This is a genomic window from Bremerella sp. TYQ1 (assembly GCF_020150455.1).
Lineage (GTDB): Bacteria > Planctomycetota > Planctomycetia > Pirellulales > Pirellulaceae > Bremerella > Bremerella volcania_A.
Map to the genome: position 1 here is coordinate 2,958,881 of NZ_CP083740.1, position 17,935 is coordinate 2,976,815.

Here is a 17,935-nt window from a genome sequence, read left to right on the forward strand (position 1 = left end):
AAGGGTTTCACTACCGATATACTGCAAAACCCGTAGAAATCAATGAGTGGAGCATTCCCATAATGCGCAAGTACCATTTCGCGATCATTTTCTTCCTCGCAGTCGTGCTCGGCGCAGGACCGATGTTGGCCCAGATGGCGCCACGAATGCGCCGGCATCTCGTCAATCAGGCCCGAGCCCTGCGTCTGATTCCTGCCGATACGAAGCCTCCCGGCGAAAACCAGATTGCTGTCGATATTGTTGGCGACCAGCGAATTATTCAGGCCAACGGAGTCCCCGATCACGAGACAGGCGCGTTCCCGAATCGAGGCAATCCTCATCGCATTACGCAGCAGCAGTACACCTACCGCATTCCCGCCAATCCGGTAGCCGCCGATCGCACGACACCGCTTCGGATGCATAACTTTGGCATCGCAGTGAACGGAGTTCCGTTCGATCCTGGGGCTGCCGAATGGTACGAAGGTAACCCACGCGGCGGCTGGCAGTACGAGGCATTGTCCGGCGCCGTTCCCTTGGGAATCGATGCCAATCATGCCCATGTTCAGCCAACCGGGGCGTATCACTATCACGGCCTACCGAGCGGATTGCTGAAGGAGCTGGGCGTGCAAAAGGGAGCTCATTCGCCGATCGTTGGTTGGGCCGCCGACGGTTTTCCGATTTATGCGATGTACGCCTATCAAGACGCGAATGACCCTGAAAGCAAGATCGTAGAGCTGCAGCCATCGTTTCGTTTGAAGAAGGGACGCCGTCCGAGTGGCGATGGAGAGCCTGGTGGGCGTTACGATGGGACGTTCATTCAAGACTACGAGTATGTCGCCGGCCATGGCGACTTGGACGAATGCAACGGGCGATTCGGGATTACGCCAGAATTCCCCGAGGGCACATACGCCTACTATCTGACGCAGCATTGGCCGGTTGTTCCTCGAAGCTACCGCGGAACACCTTCGTCCGATTTTCAACGAGGGCCACGTCAAGATTCAGATAGCGAGCCACGACCCTATGACGAACCTCCTCGTCGTGGGCCTGGGCCTCCTCGCTTTGGGCCACCTCCACGACGTTAACGTTTTGCACCATGGAAAGGATGCCGGTGTCTTCCATGAACGTACTATTCATCTGCTCGAAAAACCTTTGGCGAAGTCCAACGGCAGAGCGGGTCTATTGCAACGACCCGCGACTCGCGGTTCGCTCGCGCGGCCTTAGCCCCAAGGCCGCGCGGCGGATCTCGCCGGAAGATTTACACTGGGCCGATGTCATTTTCGTGATGGAAAACGAACACTTGGCCAAGCTTCGTTCGCAGCACCGCAATGCCCTCGGTCAGCGTCCGGTGCATGTGCTGGAGATCCCGGACCAATTCCAATTGATGGACCGAAGACTGATCACCCTGATCCGCGACCGCGTCGATTCTCACCTCGACGAGCTATTGAAAGAACGTCTCTTCCTCGACTGATTTCGGATTGCTGAGAACAACCACGGTCGAACTGAGCGTATCGTGCCAACCTCGACGACCGGTGTCTTCTTTAAACGATTGCGGATCGAACGGTATCAAGCGTGCGAACGTGCGACCGACCACCTGCATGACATGCGGATGCTCGCCATTTTCGCCAACCACTTTCGTCCCCGTCAGCAGCTTGCCGATCGTGCGGCCAAAGACCGACTCCATCAAGATGAAGTAGAAACAGAAAAACAGCATGCTGCTCGAAAGCACGACCACCCAAAAATACGCGGGGAACTGTGGTCGTCCTTGCGCAATGGGAAAAGTACCGCTGGCAGCAAACACGAAACCAATCACGTAGCCGATTCCATAGCACGCCGCGCCAACGATCAAGCTATCGACAATGTGATTAAGACGTCGACGTTCCAAAGATGCCGCGACCGGCAGGTTCTCACGCTTCTCTCTTTTCTCTTCAATCGGCGTTACCAGTTCTTGTTCTGCGGCCGGCGAGACAAACGGGTTTTCCTGCAGACTGCTCATACGACAAGCTCCTCGTGGCGTGGCCTTGCCCCCTCCGTTCGGGTGCATCGCCCTGAAGCTATCCCAAGCCCAACAGCGTGTCAATTAAATACTGCCGCCCCTTTTCCAAAGCTGATAAAATCAGCGACGCACGCACCATGGCTTAGCTCAGCAAGGAAGTGGAACCCCTGATGGAATCGTCGCTCGAAGAAGATGGATACACAATGCTCCGAGGCTTATTCGCACCTTATGAAATGACAGAACTCGGCAAACGTGTTCTCGATTCGCTGGAAGCCCATCAAGGCCCTGCCCTACTGAAAAGTCGCGGTCGCATCTATGGCTCGCGGAATATGCTTGCCGCTTGCCCCTGGCTCATCGAAACCATCGCGCGCCCAGCGATAACTGCGCTGCTGTTTCAAATACTCGGCACGGAAGTGGGACTCGTTCGTGGCCTGTTCTTCGACAAGCCACCAGATCGTAGCTGGTCGTTGCCTTGGCATCGCGATCGAACCATCGCTGTGGTCGACAATTCGATTTCGAGCACGCACTTCCAGCACCCCACCACCAAAGCAGGCATTGACCACTACGAAGCGTCCGACGCGCTGTTGAGCAAAATGCTGACGCTACGGATTCATCTCGATGCGATGACGCAAGAAAACGGTCCGTTATCGGTCATCCCGGGCTCGCATCGCTTGGACGAGACGAAAGAGAAGTCACCGGTCGTCCTAAGTGCCGCGGCCGGCGACGTGTTGGCCATGCGTCCCCTGCTCTCTCATTCCAGCAGCATGTCGCAGGAAGGGACGACCACTCACCGGCGTATCGTCCACTTAGAATTTGCAGCCTCGTCGCAGCTACCCGATGGCGTTCAGTGGCACGACTTTCTTCAACTGGCCGATCGCTAGTTGATGACTTTGCCATCCTTCACTTCCAGCTTGAATAGACGAGCCGCGTTTTGCCACATGATCAGTTCCAAGCTCTTTTCCGGCAGGCCGAGCCCCCGGATGAACTTCAAGTAACTCTTCATTCCGCAGATCGGCCAATCGGTGCCATAAAGCAAATACTTCGGCTCGCCGGCATACAAGATCATCTCACGGATCTCTTGCAGCATGAACTGCTCGAAGCGGTCCTCGAAGTCTCCCAGCACCAATCCACTGATGTCGGCGTGGGCGTTCTCGTTTTTGTAAACCACTTCCATACAGTCGCGAATCCACGGGTTGCCGACATGGCAGATCACCAGCTTTAAATCAGGAAAGTCGACCGCGACGTCATCGATGTGCAACGGGTGCGAGTACCGCACTTTCCCGGTAGGGCTGTACGTATCGCCGCTGTGAATCATCACCGGAACATCAAATTCAATCGCCAAGTCGTAGATCACCTGAAGCCGACGATCATGCGGATAGAACGGCTCGTAGCCGGGGTAGAGCTTCAGGCCTTTCACGAGGCCATCCCGCAGGAAGTCCGCCATCTCGCGCAGATCGCGTTCTTTGTAATGCAGATAGCTGATGCCTGCCACGACGGCGATGTTGTCCAAGTCGCGCGTCGCCTCAACCACATCCCGCGTCGCGGGACGGTGCGGCGTGATCTTGTAAGAGCTTAAGACCAGCGCGTAGTCGACACTATTGGCCGACATATCTTCCTGCAGATTATCGAGACATTCGTGAATCGAGCGGACACGTTCTTCGTGATAGTTGTTCAGATGGGTGTGGCAGTCGATGATCATGCATTGCTCTCCATGGCGGTGGTTGCTGTTTGCCTAACGCCAAGTAGAGCAAATTTTGTTCCGACAATCCAAGCAGTTTATGCCGCGCCTGATTCGACCGATCGCTTCAAGCCTTCCACGGTCTTCGAGTTTCGGGAATCGCGATACTTTTTCAGTTCGAATGCCAATGTCGCGACGGCTGCCAGAATCACGGCCGCGTCGTCGGTAAGTCCGACCAACGGCAACAAGTCAGGCACGCCGTCCAGGGGCGAAATCAAGTACAACACCGCACCAATGGCGACAGCTTTGGAAGACCAGCTCGCCTTCGGATCGGTAATCATTTGCCAAAGAGACAGAACATCGTTCCACAACTTCTTGATGGGCCCGCGGTTCATACCGCCAAGCTTCTCGCGAATCTTCTGTACATCTTCGGGCGACGCCTTTTCGGCGTATTCATTCAGCCTTTGATAGGCTTCACTATGCATCATGTTTCCTCCAGGTTCATACGAATCTTAGACGCGGCAACACAAATGTCCAGCTAACAGCCCACCTAATCTGCACGCGCATACCGTTCCCACATGAGGTTATTCGCTTCAGGAGAAAGAATCTTGGAGGCAAACTTTGGCAATTTATAACTCGACTAACGCCGGACCATCAGGCGGAAAAAGGAAGCCCTTCGCGATGATGACGATCACTCCGAACACCCCCACCAACGGCACAGCGGTAATCATCATTGCGAACGTTACAACGACGCCCCGTTCGACCCAGACATGCTTCGGCGGTAGGTTCCATACTGACTTCCAAAACAAGATACCGAGCAGTTCCACGCCTACCGCAATGACCGGCACCAACAGGCCCACGATCTGCAGATACCACGGCATCGGTACTCCGTAGTAGATATCGAGCGAAACAAACGCCACCCCTAAAAGCATCAAATAACAAAGCGGAGTTGCCAGCAGCACGCACCAGAAACAGCGGATCGCCAGCGGCAAATTCGGTCGTGAGCGAGGCACAGCCGTCTCAGCAACTTTCGGCGAGACAAATGGACTTTCGGACATAGCAACGACCTAAGGAAAATCGATCAATCAGTGGCCCCCCTATCCATCGCGAAAATCAACAGCTCCGGGGTCAAAAAAACATACAGCGAGCGGCCAGAAGAAACGCGACACCTGAATTCGACCAAGGGCTGTAATCGGCAGAAACTCAGACTCGGTTCGGTAGTTTGAGAAACCAGGGCCGAAGATCAAGACTACCAATAGTGAGAAATCAAAACGGCAACGGCTAATCCCAATAAGTTGATCGTTGGCAGGAGAATCGCACCGCGGGCCAGCGGCCAATTCCCTTCTTTGTAAAACTTCCACGCCATGACTACGGCGAATACACAAACGGCTGGCAACGAAAACACCGATAGAAAAAGCATCCACAATTCAGGCTTTGCCGCCGAACCAGGCGCATCAAAGATCATCACCGAAAACAAAGCTGGCCACGCTCCAAGCAGTGCGACGCCCAGCAAAAAGACGGTCATCAAAGAAAGATAAAGCCGCATCAACACCCTCGCTTCAGTCGCTGCTCGAAGGACGAAACATAACCGTATCTCGTCCTGATACTAACCTACGCGAAAAACGAGTTCAGTCAGTGCAAAGAATTCTGCCATTCTCCGTTCTCTGCCATGTAAGGAGATTGCTTTTGACCAGGGTGCAACTGGACTGGACTGGTGAGTGCGAATGGATAGTGCAGCCAAGCTACTTCATTGGTCGAATCATTCGCTTCCAATCGCGAACGAAACAAAAAACTGGGACACCAACCTAGGGTTGCTGCTATCTTCCCAAAGAATCGTGGCGGTTTCCTGAGGAAGCCTAGTTATAAATCGACTTATCAGGATACTTCGCTTTCGCAGCTTCGACTGCCTCCGGTGTCACTTTAGTGCCCGTTAAAATGACGGAACGAAGTTTCGGTGCTTTAAGAAGTTTCTCGAAACCAACATCCGTCAGGTCAGTGTAGTTCAAAACAATCTCTTCCAGATTGGGCATCTTGCTCACATATTCCGCGGCTTCATCATTAAACGCAGCGGATCGCAGCCCTAAGTCTGTCAGTGCAGGCAGGGCTTGGATGTGCTCAAGCCAGGCCGGGTCGAATTTCGAGTTGCTAAGCCATAACTCTTGGACCTGATCCATTTTGCTGATGGCCTTAAAATGTTCTTCGGCGAGTTCGGTCCCTTCGATCTGAAGATGCTCAATCGGTAGATCTGCCAACGCGTCCAGTGCCTGGCCGGAGACCTTCATTTTGTTGGCGTTAAGATACCTCAATTGCGTTTGCTCTTTTAAACGGGCCAACGCGTCGCCGCTTGTGTCCAGCCCCTCTAAATGGATGCTCCTCAACCTCTTGAATCTGTCCAGCGCTGCGTTGAGCCCTTTGTCGGTAATACTGTACCTTTTTAAAACCAAGACACTCAGGTCCTCTGGGTTTTCTGGTGGGTCGTCGGCACTGGGCGGAACCCATCCTTTGTCTAACATCGTCAAAAATAGCTCATCGTCAATTAACGCGTCTGGTGCGTCAAAGTGCTTCGGCATGTTGCCATTGACGATCGCCGCAACACCTTTCCGTGTCAGCCCTTCGCCACTGGACAACCATGAAGAGACATCAAGTTTCAATGTTTCCAGATTTGGGATTTTGGAAATCGAAATCGCCGCTTCATCGGTAAAGTCTCCCATCCCTTCCAGCTTCAATTCACGTAGCGTGGGATGCTCCTCGTACTTTGCAAAACATTCCCCAGTGATGGGGACGTGCGAGATCCACAGAGTATGAAGTGTATCGACCTCTGCCAGCGCGGCGACTCCGTCATCGGTAACCTTCTTCGTAAGCATGATGATGACCGAATTAAGCTTAGGGCAAGCAACCAGGGCTTTGACTCCTTCGTCGGTCACATCTTCGCCACCAATTAATATCCGTTCGAGCGTCTTTAGCTGGGCAAGTTTCTTTACCCCTTCGTCGCTCGGATTTGCCGTCATCAAGTTGAGGAACGAAATCGTTTTTGACTGTGAGATCAGTTCCAAATCTTCGTCCGTCAATTCCCCATTGAAACTGAGCGAGACGATGGGATCGCCATTCGAAATCAGGAAGTCGTTATAGAGACGCCATCCTTTCTCCTCAAATTTCTTCAACACCTCCGGATCTTCCTCGTCGGTTGGTGTCTGTCCCAACCCTTCCTCAACGAGATCCATCATGCTTTTGTCTTCGACTTCCCAATCTGAGTTGGAACTATCTGCTTTTCCAACGTCAGAATTGCTTGAAGAGCAACCGACACAAACGACCAGAAACATAGCCAACATGGCGAACGATACTCGAGCCAACATCTTCTTCCTTTCAGGTAACACCCCCACGATTGGCGATGTTATCCCGTTTGCCGTCGACACGCAAACAAGTAACACGTTCAGCGCATCAAAAAAGGCTACCGAAATCTCGGTAGCCTTTTTCTTTGTCTTCGTTCTCAAGTCGCGAAGCGAATTAATATGCTCGGGGCGTGACGCGTCCTTGGACTCGGCTCGGCAGGCCTTGGATTCGGAGGAAGCCTTCGGCGTCGTCTTGGTTGTAGCTGCCGCCCCCTTCCATGGTGGCGATGCCTTCGTCGTAGAGGCTGAATTCGCTGGAGCGGCTGGCGACGATGATGTTGCCCTTATAGAGCTGAAGCGTGACTTCGCCGGTGCACTTTTCCATGGCGTTCTTAATGAATGCCAGCAGGGCATCAAGCTTGGCGTTGTACCAGAAACCGTTGTACACATCTTCGGCGACGATCGGCTTCAGCTGATCACGCAGGTGAATCAGATCTCGGTCCAGCGTCAGTTGTTCGACGTTCAGCAACGCATCGTACAGGATGGTCATGCCTGGGGCTTCGTACACGCCGCGGCTCTTCATACCGACGAAACGGTTTTCGACCATGTCGATTCGACCGACGCCATTACGTCCGCCGATCTCGTTCAGCTTCTTCACCACTTCCAACGCCGAGCACTTCTCGCCGTTGACGTGGGTCGGAACGCCTTTCTCGACTTTGATGGTGACCAATTCCGGCTTGTCAGGAGCTTCCTGCGGACTAACGCCCATCCCGAAGTCGACCAGTTCGACACCGTTGACGGTCAAGTCTTCCAGCTCGCCAGCTTCGTAGCTGATGTGCAGACAGTTTTCGTCGCTGCTGTAAGGTTTCGCCGTCGAAGCCTTGACAGGAATGTTCTTTTCGTTGCAGTAAGCAATCAGTTCCGTTCGGCCAGGGAACGCATCGCGGAACTTTTTAATACGCCAAGGGGCGATCACTTTGACGGTCGGGTCCAATGCTTCCGCGGCCAGCTGGAAGCGGCACTGATCGTTCCCCTTCCCCGTCGCACCGTGGGCGTAAGCATCGGCTCCTACTTCTTTGGCGACTTGCAGGCAGATCTTGCTGATCAACGGACGAGCGATCGACGTCCCCAACAGGTAGATCGATTCGTACTTGGCTTGCCACTGCAGCACAGGGAATGCGAAGTCGCGGCACATTTCTTCTTGACCGTCGACAATCCGAGCCGACACGGCGCCGCCATCTTTCGCCTTTTGCAGAATGGCCTCGCGGTCCTCGCAGGGCTGTCCCAAATCGACGTACACGGCATGCACGTCATACCCTTCATCTTGCAGCCATCCCAAGATGACCGAAGTATCAAGACCCCCAGAGTAAGCAAGAACACAACTTGGCATTTTTTGATGCTCGCGAGCGAATGGACTACGAAACTAGAGAAAGAACCACGCCCAGGCTCCCTATGCTAGGGGAAAGGTGCCTCAGGCAAGAGGTTCATTTTCGGTCAGGGGGTCGGCGGTGGCAAGGGGCGAAAATGCCCCCAAGCCATGCCATCCGAGAAAATCAGGCAAAATCAGGGACGATGCGGCTTTCTTCCAAAGACCACCCCGAAGAAAACCGTGCCCCCTACCAACAGAATCATGCCGGCAAGCAACAGCATGCCGAGATCTCGCCGAACCTCTGGTCGAACACTTGGAGGCGTTTGTGACTCAAAATCGCCGTAGACATGCATGGTCGGTCGCGACTGCACGATGACTGCGTCCGCAACCCCTTCCGAACGTTGAATGTTGAGCTGATGGCTGCCGTAGTATTTTTCGCGAAACCGCTCATCCACTTTCTCTCCCTGGGCAATCCAATTGGCTTCGTCTGTGGCAATTTGCGAAGCAAACGCTTCCGCTTGCGCGAGCTCATCTTTCAGCGCCGCTTCGATCAATTCATCCTTCCTATGGTTGGGATGAAGTTGTTGACTGGCAACCGCATTTTCCGCTTTCACGCGGTAGCGACTGCGGGCCAACGAATCGTCCGTCTCGTATGAAGCACGATAGTACGCACGAGCTGCCAGCAAGTTAGCCGGTTCGGTCGCGGAAATCAGATCGCCGACCGCTTCCATCAGGATAGGCGAATCATGATTGCCGAAACGCACCATGCCGAGCACACCTTTCAGGGCCCTGGCATATTCGGCGTCGAGGCCATCTTCTGCATCGTCCCCTCGTCGCTGTTTGACGAAAGCTGCGAAGCCCGACACGCGAGGGCCTGCCTCGCCGCCGTGCACTTCTTCCGTGTCATGCATGAGGGGCAGCTTTGCTCCCGCGGCGCGCCGCTCGATCACGTACTCGACTAACAACTGCTGATAGATCTCTCGGCCGAAGTGAGCGTCCGGGTTGATCTCGATTGCTTTGGCGATGTGCACCAGGCCTTCGTCAAAGTTGCCAGAGTGAATTAGAAACGTGCCCAGATTGGCTTGAGACTCGTAAACGTTTTCGTCGGGCCAACGTTCCATCTTTTCGCGAATCGTTTCGATTGCTTTGTCATGCTCGCCCAACTTGTCATACGCAACGGCGATGTCGTTGTAATCTTCCGGGGTGCGTTGATCGACCGATTTCGTCGTTCGGTCGCCGATTCTCCATTGATAGTAGGCATCGCTATGCCGTACGAAGTGCCCCACAATCAGCTCGTGTACTTCGGGATACTGCTGCCGTTCCATCTCCAGCGTATCTTCATCCCACAAGCAAGCCATCGCTACGCAAGGAAAAACAAACGCAAGAACGGCCGTGATCCAACGAGATCGCATGACACACCTCTTTTTTTAAGTATCGTTCATTCCTGTAACCTATCAAATCGAACAGGCAGGGTCGAAGAAATTGGTTTCGAATGCGCCGAATATTTATGCTAAGTTGTGAGGCCCCAGATCGTGGCTGGGTGTGACGTCGTAATCCTGTCTAGAAAAGACTTCAGCGCCCATGAACGAATTCGCGGAATCCCCGCCGGAAACCAATTCGCCGAATGGCAACACGCCTCCAGATGTCCCCTCGGACGATCGCTTTCATATCCGGCCGATCATTGCCTGGTGTGGAGCGGCACTGGGACTTGCGGCTGGGGTCGCCATGGAACTGGAAAGTCTTGGTGAAATCTCTCTGACGTCGATCACCGCTGTCTCGTTTCTCATTCTCCACACCGCCTACGGTGTCATGGCAGGGCTTGGCTTGGCCCTGCTGCTCGATTCCATTCGCCAGGAAAAGTTTTCTTGCTTGTTGCCTGGCCATTGGCGACTGATCACGACAGCCTGCTATTTCGTCGCTCTTTGGGCCAACCTGCTTATCGATCGACAACCCCTTTTTTTGGCCGACCGCTCACCAATGATTACGACCTCGACGTACGTCACTTGTGGCTACTACGGATTGATGGGACTTTTTTTCTTAGCGGTCGTCCTGACGACCAAGGAAACGAAACTCTGGAAATCGTTCGCGTATGTATCGCTCATCGGTGCAGGAGCGATGCTCGTTTTGCAGCCCCTGTTAGCGATCCCTGATTTTCCGAAACCAATCCTCCTGGTCCTCGGCATCGGTGGCATGCTTTTAGTCACCGTGGCATTTGTCCTGGCAATTTGTGGAGTGGTATTCGACTTGATCCAAAAACGTCCACGCGACCTTCTGCACTGGGTAGGCATTGTCGTTCCCTATCTCTTGCCGCTGCTATTGGCGACTGCTGTCACATTGCACAATGCCTATTTCTAACGACGCTGACACATCGTTCCCCCTCTCCCATCACGTTGCTCTTAGTAAAGATCATCCAGCATGACCAATAGCAGCCTGCCCGAGCCGATGGTGCCCGAGAATCCGTTTCAATCTCCGATAGAACTCGAGGCCTCTCAAGCAACCCATCCAAACTCTCCCAACGGTACGCTGCTGGGCATTTGCTTGGTGGTTGTCAGCATCGTCAATCTGGCCGCGTCAGGCCCCGTTTATCTGAATCAAGATTATTCGTTGGCCGTAAGGTTATCTTGGGTGATACCCGATTTATTCTTCGGCTTGGCTTACAGCTTGGGACTAGCCATGCTGATTCACACGGCCTGGTACCGCCAATGGTCGACGCTGATGCCTGGCCATTGGCGGTTGATCGCGTTTCTTTCCTCCTGGTTCATCTACGCTGGAAGCTTCGCTCCTTCGCTGGGTGCCCTCGTTGCCTATGCCATCTTCATAGCGACGACCAACGAACGAGGTACCTGGAAATCTTACGCGTGGGCATGCGTCGTCATTTACTTTTTTGAATTTGTGCAGATGGCGACCGTGCTGTTCTTTTCGGACATCTTCCTTGGGGCAGAGGATCCGACCGCGGCCGGTGCGAACATCTTCGGCTCCCCTTGGTTTATCGCGTTTCTCGCTGTTTCTCTTTTCACGCAAGTGGGTAACCTGGCCGCGTTGGTTCTGTTGATCGTGGGCATGATTACCGATGCACAACACAAAGTCCGTCGAGACTTTTATCACTACCTCGGCATTGGGCTGGTAATGGTCCTACCGATCGCCAAAGTCATCTGGACATTGGTCGTTGGCGGTATGCTGTTCCCTGGCGCAAGCTGGGAAGACGTCTAGCAAATTCTTCAACCGCATCCCAAGCTTAGAATGCACTGCATGAGCAGCCACGACTCCGACGAATCGGCGACCTCCAACAATCCGTATCAATCGCCGGAAGCATCGACCGAACAAGATACACGTGTTGCCAGCCCGCATGAAATTAAGCCGGATAAGTCGACCATCTGGGCAGGCATATTGCTTGGCGTCCTGGCCCAAGTCTTCGTGGATATCGAGGAATTTCTGCATCCGGAAAGAGCCCTCTTGAAACTGCCCGATTTAATTCAGGGCGTGATCGTCGGCTTGGGTCTGGCCGTTTTCGTAGACGCAATTCGTCGCAACCTATTTGGCAAGCTGATGCCTGGGCATTGGTGCCTGATCGCGACGACCCCTGTCACGATTGCGGCCTTGATATACAGCATTTTCCTTTCCGAGATCGACTTCAGCGGCGATTATAGCGTCCGCGGCTTGATACTTCCGATCGTCGCGTCTGGCCTGATCATCTCGAGCATCGCCTACGCGATAATCTTCGCGTTCTACTTAGCCGTTTTATGTTCGACCGAAGAAACCAAAACCTGGAAAGTCTTTGCCTGGGCTCAGCTGCTGCTTGCGTTTAACATGACACTATCTGGCATCGTATTCCTGACGTTGCAAGACTTATCCCAAAGCTCTTACGAAGCATTCTCCGGAGCCACCTCAACGGTAATCGGCCTATGCCGGTTCGTATCGTTCGGGGCGTTCCTGCTGGGCTACGGATTCGATCTAAAAACCCGACGCCGACGCGATACCTATCACTACCTCGGCATCGCAGCAGTCGCGATACAGATCGTCCTGCTGCCGCTCTTGGGCACGCTCTTACTTCGACTTTAGAACCTTTTAGGCTGCCGACAAAAGATTTGAGATCGTGCCTGACTTACCTGAAAACAATCCGTTTCAATCGCCCGGCCCGGAAGATATCAACGTCGCGACGAACTCTCAATTGCCAAGCTTCGGACTGCTTGTCGCTGGATTGATCGCCGGGAACACCGTTAACTTCATTTCATCCATTTCATTTTATACCGATGCAAACTACTCCGTACTGGCCCGACTGTTTTGGGTACCGATCGATCTTTGCTATGGCCTGATCTACAGCTTGGGTCTGGTCGTACTCATCCATAGCATCTACGAGCAAAACCTATCAAAACTTATGCCCGGGCATTGGCGGCTGATCGCATACTTGGCGTTGATCACGGAATCGGTCGCTTGGTTTGTTCCCTGGATTTTAATTCCGCTGATCCTCGGTGTTTTCGCGACGACTTCAAAGGAAGCGAAGATATGGAAGGTTCACGCATGGACCGTTGTCGTAATTTTCCCGGTAGATCTGGCCGCAAAACTATTGTCGCTATATCTACAGAACTACTACTCATCAATGGGCGACATCGGCACAGTCAACTATTACGTTCCGTGGTATTCGCTGGATGTCCTGAACACAATCATCTTCTTGCTCAACGCTGCCGTCCTGTTCATCACAGTACTGGGAATTCAGCAAGACATCCGCCAACAAACTACTCGAGACAACTACCATTACCTTGGCTTGGTATTGATCATGGTGCTGCCACTGTTGGACATTGTCTATCGCACCTATTTCTTACAGATGTAACGTGCGACTTACAGACCGAGATCGTTCTCGCGTAGCTCGCTCAACTTCTCCGTCAGTTGCTGCTGGAACTTCGCTACCAGGTCGGCATATTTCGGATCGGTGGCCAGATTGTTGAACTGCTTTGGATCGTTTTCCATGTCGAACAGTTCCACGCCGCCGGAGGCATCTTCCTTGTACTGAATGAACGCCCAGCGATCGGTCCGCAATAAGAAACCTTTCTGCATCGGCGAGACATTCAACACGGCATCATGCACGCTTTGCGTAGGGTCGCTTAGCATCGGCGTGATGTCTTTCCCTTGCAGCCGCTCAGGCACTTGCAAGCCACACAACGCGGCCGTGGTGGGATAAAGATCCAACAGCTGCGTCAACGAATCACAAACGGCTGGCTCTTTGCCCGGTACTTTAATAATCAACGGAACGCTGGCCGATTCCTCGTGCAGGCTCACCTTCGCCCAGAAGTCGTGTTCGCCCAGGTGAAAACCATGATCGCTGGTAAAGATGACAATCGTGTTGTCGGCCTGACCACTTGCTTCCAACGCATCAAGCACTTTGCCAACTTGAGCGTCGAGAAATGCGACCGCTCCGTAATACCCACCGACCGCCTTCTTCTGCCGGCGGATATCCATCTGCATGTTTTTGCTGGTCTTATAGTTAATGCCCATCCGCGGAATGTCGTCCCAGTCGCCGTCGATCTTGAGTGGAAGCTCGCGATCGGCGTACGGCTTGTAGGGTTCCATGTACTTTCGTGGAGCAACAAACGGAACGTGCGGGCGCACAAAACCAACGGCCAGGAAGAATGGCTTTTCTCCATTCGCGTGCTGCTCGATCAACTCGACTGCTTTGGCGGCCGTCTTGCCGTCGCTGTGTACCTGATCATCGCCATCCGCTTCGACCACAACAAACGTATTGCCACCCACCACCGGCCGCTTGCCATCGGGATTGCGTTCCAAGGTTTCGCCATCGCCGGGCGCCTTCCATTCTGGGCCGGGGCTGTTGAAGCGGTCGACCCAACATGCAGGATCGTCGGCGCCGTTTCCGCCATCTTCAATCCCGCCAGGCACGCCCATGTGAAAGATCTTGCTCACGCGAGCCGTGTAATAACCGTTGTCCTTGAAATGCTGCGGCCACATCGCACGATCGCCGATCTTTGGGCGAGGGCTCACGTAGCCGAACACTCCAGTCGCGTGCGGATAATAGCCAGAAAGAAACGAGGCCCGACTCGGACCGCAGTACGTCGCATTGCAATAAGCGTGCGTGAACCGGGTTCCCTGACTCGCCAGCCGATCGATGTTCGGTGTCTTGCTGACCTGATTGCCATAGCACGAAAGAGCTGTCGGCGTTAGATCGTCCGAAATGATGAACAGCACGTTCATCGGTTTCTCAGCGGCTTGGCTTAACGAAGCAAAGCCGACAACAAGCATCAATGCGGCAATACGAATCATGGCAGAACGTCCTTCGGCGGGCAGGAATCTCGGCAAGCGAAGCTTCCAGCATACCTAAGATCGGCGCGAATTCGTACCCAGCAAGAAAAAAGACTGATGGGACCAGGGCACCCAGCATCGTCCCGTTAATCGTGTGGTCCCATCAGTCGAGGCACGAAAAAGCAACCCCGCTAGTCGAGATGAAACTCGATGGCCTGGTTGCCTTGCGATTCAATTTGAACGACCAGCCCGGACTCTTCCGGCTGCTCGTATTTCTGCGGAATCACATACTGAATGTGCCGCGTGTTGTTCTTCGGCTTCGCTCTTCCGGCATCGATGTCCGCTTTCGAGTTGTCGGTCGAATCGACTTTCTTCGAGATCTTGACGAAGTATTCGCCCGGCACAACACCGTCTTCAGGGTCGAGCGTGGTCATCGTGAAATGCCCTTGCCCATCGGTAACACTCGAAGCGGCTCGCTGACTGCTGCCTGGTTGCGAAGGAACAAACGTTACCCAGGCATCGGCGATTGGATCGCCTTGATAGGTAACGATGCCGGAAGCAGGCACCAAGCCTGGCAAGCGTTCTTGTCCGCAGCCAACGAAAGCAGCGACGCCAAGGAGCAGCAACAGCATTGCGGCACGGTTCGTCAGTGGATATGGAATCGACATCGAAATGATCTCCAGTAAAAATCAGATGCATGATCGTGACACAAACCACTTAGAACTGCTGGTTCACTTCGCCACCGTTGATCGAACCCAGCGCGCCCCACACACCATACGGCGAAGGACCGCTGGTCACGTCTTTGGCAAGCACCGAAAGATCGCCGGTGTCGACGGTGTCGGTGACAAATCGCACGGCGCCATCCCCCATGCCGCAGACAACGCCGCCGGGATGGTAACTGGTCGGCGGCATCAAATTCGCTTCGGCCGCGGGATTCGAGGTGTTGTACGAGCAGGATGGCCCGTTGGGCGGCAGAATCGTTTGGAAGCGGCAAACATTGAAGCCCCAGTAAGAGAAGCTCCAGCCTTGTCCGCCGACCGGCGATGGTGTGCCGCTGCGGCCAGACATCGAGATGTTGTACTGACCATTGCTACCACGATACGTCATGCAAGTTTGCGGTCCGTCGTACCAGGTTTGCACGTTCAGCAAGATGCCCCCTTTAATCTTGTTAAATGGCTGTCCGTTGGCATTGGCACTCGCACAGCGTTCGCTCATGACGATCGTATTACTCAGCCCGTCGGTCACATCACGAAACGCCGCTTTGGCCGACTGATGCGAGCGATGTACCGGAAACGCCGAGCGAGTATTGGCCGCACTGTTGTAATACTCCATCAGGCGATCCCCTTCGGAGAAGCAGTAGTTCGTCGTTGCGATTCCGTCCGGCGAGATATTGTTGGCATCGGAAGGACAAACGAGTGCGTCGATCACTCCGTCCCAAGCAGGCGAAGAATCCCACGGTTCGATGTTGAACCCAGTCGCGGCGAGGATGTCGTAACGAGCTTGCTGCTCGAAGAACGGAAGCAGCATCACGTGCGGCGAGTAGTCGTACGTCACTGTGCCGCCCATGCCGAACGGGGGCAACGTGGCGAACGTGTCGTGATAGTTATGCGTGGCCAACACCAATTGCTTCATGTTGTTGGTGCACTGCATCCGGCGAGCCGCTTCCCGAGCCTGCTGCACGGCCGGCAACAGAAGCGATACAAGCACACCGATAATGGCGATCACCACCAATAACTCGACCAACGTAAAACCGGCTCGCGTACGAGAACTCACGATACTCTCCTCAGGACGATCTAGAATGATTTCGGAAACAAATCGCTACTTGTTTAAGAGCGGCCCTGCGACGCAGTGCGTTGGACCTTCCGAAATTATCGTGAGATAGAATCGTTTTCCGATGACGATTTAAGTCGTCTTGCCTGACACTTTCCCGGTTTCCTTCATTGCCGCTTAACATTCAAAGAAAGCACCGATCAGACGGCCTGAGAGATCGCCGAAAACCGTCTGAACTTGGTCGAATGACACGACGAATGTTAAGAATCGTGCTTTGCAGCAAATCGCTTTCGTGCCGCTTCGATTTCAGCGCAATGCGTCTCGGCCCACTTCCATACGCCGCAAAATGCCTCGCCCAGGCTCGACCCGAGCGGCGTCAATTCGTACTCGACGCGTGGCGGAACTTCCGGATAGATGGTCCGCGTGACGAGCCCGTCGCATTCCATCTGCCGCAACGTTTGCGTCAACATCTTTTGGCTGATGCCTTCGACAAGCCGGCTCAGTTCCTTGAAGCGCACGACCCCGTTTTCATCCAACGCCTCGAGCACCAACAGCGTCCACTTGTCGGCCACGCGAGCCATGATATCGTTCACCAACGCCGTCACCGCGGGGTCAATGTCCGACCACTCTGGCGAATTCTTTTCGGTGCGCTGCGAGGACGATGTTGTTTTTCTGTCGGCCATTTCCATTACTCACTGCTAGGTAAGTAAAGCACTTTGAGGTGCCTTCTTACTTTTCGATGGCAACCATCCTATCGTTGGTTTCGAGGACACAACTTGTCAATCGACGAAAAGGAAATAGCCATGAAAATGAACGGCAACACCATTCTGATCACCGGCGGAGGAACCGGCATCGGTCGCGGCTTGGCGGAAGCCTTTCACGCGTCCGGCAACCAAGTGATTATCGCCGGACGACGACAAGAACCGCTCGACGAAACGACGGCCGCCAACCCCGGCATGAAAAGCTATACCCTCGATGCTAACTCGCCAGAAGCGATTCAAGCCTTTGCCGAAACGGTAATCAGCGAAGTCCCCAGCTTAAACGTCTTGATCAACAATGCCGGTATCATGCGTCCGGAAGACTTGACCGCCGATACGCTCGATCTTTCGACCGCCGAGCTAACGATCACGACCAACTTGCTGGGACCGATTCGCTTAACGGCCGCGCTGCTTCCGCACCTCAAAAGGCAAGCACGATCGACTGTCATGATGGTCTCGTCAGGCTTGGCATTTACTCCGTTGCCGCTGACACCAACCTACTGCGCAACCAAAGCGGCTATCCATTCGTACGCGATCTCGCTCCGAGAGCAACTGAAGGAAACCTCCGTCGAAGTCTTGGAGCTTGCTCCGCCGTACGTGCAAACCGAGTTGATGAGCGAACAGCAAGCGAGCGATCCCCGCGCGATGCCGCTCGACGCATTCATTCAAGAGACGATGCAGATTCTCGAGGCGGGTCCGCTACGCGGCGAGATCCTTGTCGAAAATGCCTTGCCGCTTCGCAACGCCGAAACCAATGGAAATTTCGACGAGGTGTTCGCTCAACTCTGCGCGATGAGCCACGGGTAACCG

General features: G+C 54.1%; 20 protein-coding genes. 8 read left to right on the plus strand and 12 right to left on the minus strand.

Annotated features, from left to right (window positions below; all coding sequences use genetic code 11):
• Nucleotides 1-62: 62 nt before the first annotated feature.
• Nucleotides 63-1,061 carry a YHYH protein gene (locus LA756_RS11690; RefSeq protein WP_224440058.1) on the plus strand — a complete coding sequence of 333 codons (999 nt, stop codon included), beginning with the start codon at nucleotides 63-65 and terminating at the stop codon, nucleotides 1,059-1,061.
• A gap of 35 nt (nucleotides 1,062-1,096) precedes the next feature.
• Nucleotides 1,097-1,447, plus strand: coding sequence for a low molecular weight protein tyrosine phosphatase family protein (locus LA756_RS11695; protein WP_224440059.1), 351 nt, complete (start codon nucleotides 1,097-1,099; stop codon nucleotides 1,445-1,447).
• Here LA756_RS11695 and LA756_RS11700 read toward each other — a convergent pair.
• On the minus strand, nucleotides 1,418-1,972 hold the full coding sequence (locus LA756_RS11700; RefSeq protein ID WP_224440060.1) for an RDD family protein: 555 nt from the start codon (nucleotides 1,970-1,972) through the stop codon (nucleotides 1,418-1,420). The genes LA756_RS11695 and LA756_RS11700 overlap by 30 nt on opposite strands.
• 170 nt (nucleotides 1,973-2,142) lie before the next feature.
• Between LA756_RS11700 and LA756_RS11705 the strand changes: the two genes are divergently transcribed.
• Complete coding sequence (locus LA756_RS11705) at nucleotides 2,143-2,853, plus strand: phytanoyl-CoA dioxygenase family protein (RefSeq protein WP_224440061.1); 711 nt, start codon at nucleotides 2,143-2,145, stop codon at nucleotides 2,851-2,853.
• Here the strand turns inward: LA756_RS11705 and LA756_RS11710 are convergent.
• The 7 genes from LA756_RS11710 to LA756_RS11740 all read right to left on the minus strand — a co-directional run bounded on the left by LA756_RS11710 (nucleotide 2,850) and on the right by LA756_RS11740 (nucleotide 9,760).
• Nucleotides 2,850-3,671 carry an amidohydrolase family protein gene (locus LA756_RS11710; protein WP_224440062.1) on the minus strand — a complete coding sequence of 274 codons (822 nt, stop codon included), beginning with the start codon at nucleotides 3,669-3,671 and terminating at the stop codon, nucleotides 2,850-2,852. The genes LA756_RS11705 and LA756_RS11710 overlap by 4 nt on opposite strands.
• A 77-nt stretch (nucleotides 3,672-3,748) precedes the next feature.
• Entirely contained in the window at nucleotides 3,749-4,138 is a 390-nt protein-coding gene (locus LA756_RS11715) for a YkvA family protein (protein ID WP_224440063.1), read from the minus strand.
• Nucleotides 4,139-4,279: 141 nt separating this feature from the next.
• Nucleotides 4,280-4,708, minus strand: a complete 429-nt coding sequence (locus tag LA756_RS11720; protein WP_224440064.1) for a hypothetical protein — start codon at nucleotides 4,706-4,708, stop codon at nucleotides 4,280-4,282.
• A 191-nt stretch (nucleotides 4,709-4,899) separates the two neighbouring features.
• Complete coding sequence (locus LA756_RS11725; RefSeq protein WP_224440065.1) at nucleotides 4,900-5,196, minus strand: hypothetical protein; 297 nt, start codon at nucleotides 5,194-5,196, stop codon at nucleotides 4,900-4,902.
• 310 nt (nucleotides 5,197-5,506) lie between these two features.
• Nucleotides 5,507-7,003: a hypothetical protein gene (locus tag LA756_RS11730; protein WP_224440066.1), complete on the minus strand. Its 1,497-nt coding sequence runs from the start codon at nucleotides 7,001-7,003 to the stop codon at nucleotides 5,507-5,509.
• 151 nt (nucleotides 7,004-7,154) lie between these two features.
• Complete coding sequence (locus LA756_RS11735) at nucleotides 7,155-8,369, minus strand: argininosuccinate synthase (RefSeq protein ID WP_224440067.1); 1,215 nt, start codon at nucleotides 8,367-8,369, stop codon at nucleotides 7,155-7,157.
• A gap of 173 nt (nucleotides 8,370-8,542) precedes the next feature.
• Complete coding sequence (locus tag LA756_RS11740) at nucleotides 8,543-9,760, minus strand: hypothetical protein (protein WP_224440068.1); 1,218 nt, start codon at nucleotides 9,758-9,760, stop codon at nucleotides 8,543-8,545.
• 169 nt (nucleotides 9,761-9,929) lie between these two features.
• Between LA756_RS11740 and LA756_RS11745 the strand changes: the two genes are divergently transcribed.
• From LA756_RS11745 to LA756_RS11760, 4 genes are read left to right on the plus strand one after another with little or no spacing between them, the layout of a single operon-like run.
• Nucleotides 9,930-10,703 (plus strand): hypothetical protein, encoded by a 774-nt coding sequence (locus tag LA756_RS11745; protein ID WP_224440069.1) that lies wholly within the window; start codon nucleotides 9,930-9,932, stop codon nucleotides 10,701-10,703.
• 60 nt (nucleotides 10,704-10,763) lie between these two features.
• Entirely contained in the window at nucleotides 10,764-11,558 is a 795-nt protein-coding gene (locus tag LA756_RS11750) for a hypothetical protein (protein ID WP_224440070.1), read from the plus strand.
• A gap of 39 nt (nucleotides 11,559-11,597) precedes the next feature.
• A complete protein-coding gene (locus LA756_RS11755; RefSeq protein WP_224440071.1) occupies nucleotides 11,598-12,407 on the plus strand; it encodes a hypothetical protein in 810 nt (269 codons plus the stop codon).
• A gap of 34 nt (nucleotides 12,408-12,441) precedes the next feature.
• Nucleotides 12,442-13,176 carry a hypothetical protein gene (locus LA756_RS11760; protein ID WP_224440072.1) on the plus strand — a complete coding sequence of 245 codons (735 nt, stop codon included), beginning with the start codon at nucleotides 12,442-12,444 and terminating at the stop codon, nucleotides 13,174-13,176.
• An 8-nt stretch (nucleotides 13,177-13,184) separates the two neighbouring features.
• Here LA756_RS11760 and LA756_RS11765 read toward each other — a convergent pair whose 3' ends face one another.
• The 4 genes from LA756_RS11765 to LA756_RS11780 form a co-directional block, all read right to left on the minus strand.
• Entirely contained in the window at nucleotides 13,185-14,618 is a 1,434-nt protein-coding gene (locus LA756_RS11765) for a sulfatase (protein ID WP_224440073.1), read from the minus strand.
• A gap of 170 nt (nucleotides 14,619-14,788) precedes the next feature.
• On the minus strand, nucleotides 14,789-15,265 hold the full coding sequence (locus tag LA756_RS11770; protein WP_224440074.1) for a carboxypeptidase-like regulatory domain-containing protein: 477 nt from the start codon (nucleotides 15,263-15,265) through the stop codon (nucleotides 14,789-14,791).
• A 49-nt stretch (nucleotides 15,266-15,314) separates the two neighbouring features.
• The gene (locus LA756_RS11775; RefSeq protein WP_224440075.1) at nucleotides 15,315-16,370 is read right to left on the minus strand and encodes a DUF1559 domain-containing protein; all 1,056 of its coding nucleotides are present in this window, start codon (nucleotides 16,368-16,370) and stop codon (nucleotides 15,315-15,317) included.
• Nucleotides 16,371-16,627: 257 nt separating this feature from the next.
• Nucleotides 16,628-17,050, minus strand: coding sequence for a helix-turn-helix domain-containing protein (locus LA756_RS11780; protein WP_224440076.1), 423 nt, complete (start codon nucleotides 17,048-17,050; stop codon nucleotides 16,628-16,630).
• A 120-nt stretch (nucleotides 17,051-17,170) separates the two neighbouring features.
• Between LA756_RS11780 and LA756_RS11785 the strand changes: the two genes are divergently transcribed.
• On the plus strand, nucleotides 17,171-17,932 hold the full coding sequence (locus tag LA756_RS11785; protein ID WP_224440077.1) for an SDR family oxidoreductase: 762 nt from the start codon (nucleotides 17,171-17,173) through the stop codon (nucleotides 17,930-17,932).
• The last annotated feature ends 3 nt before the right edge of the window (nucleotides 17,933-17,935 follow it).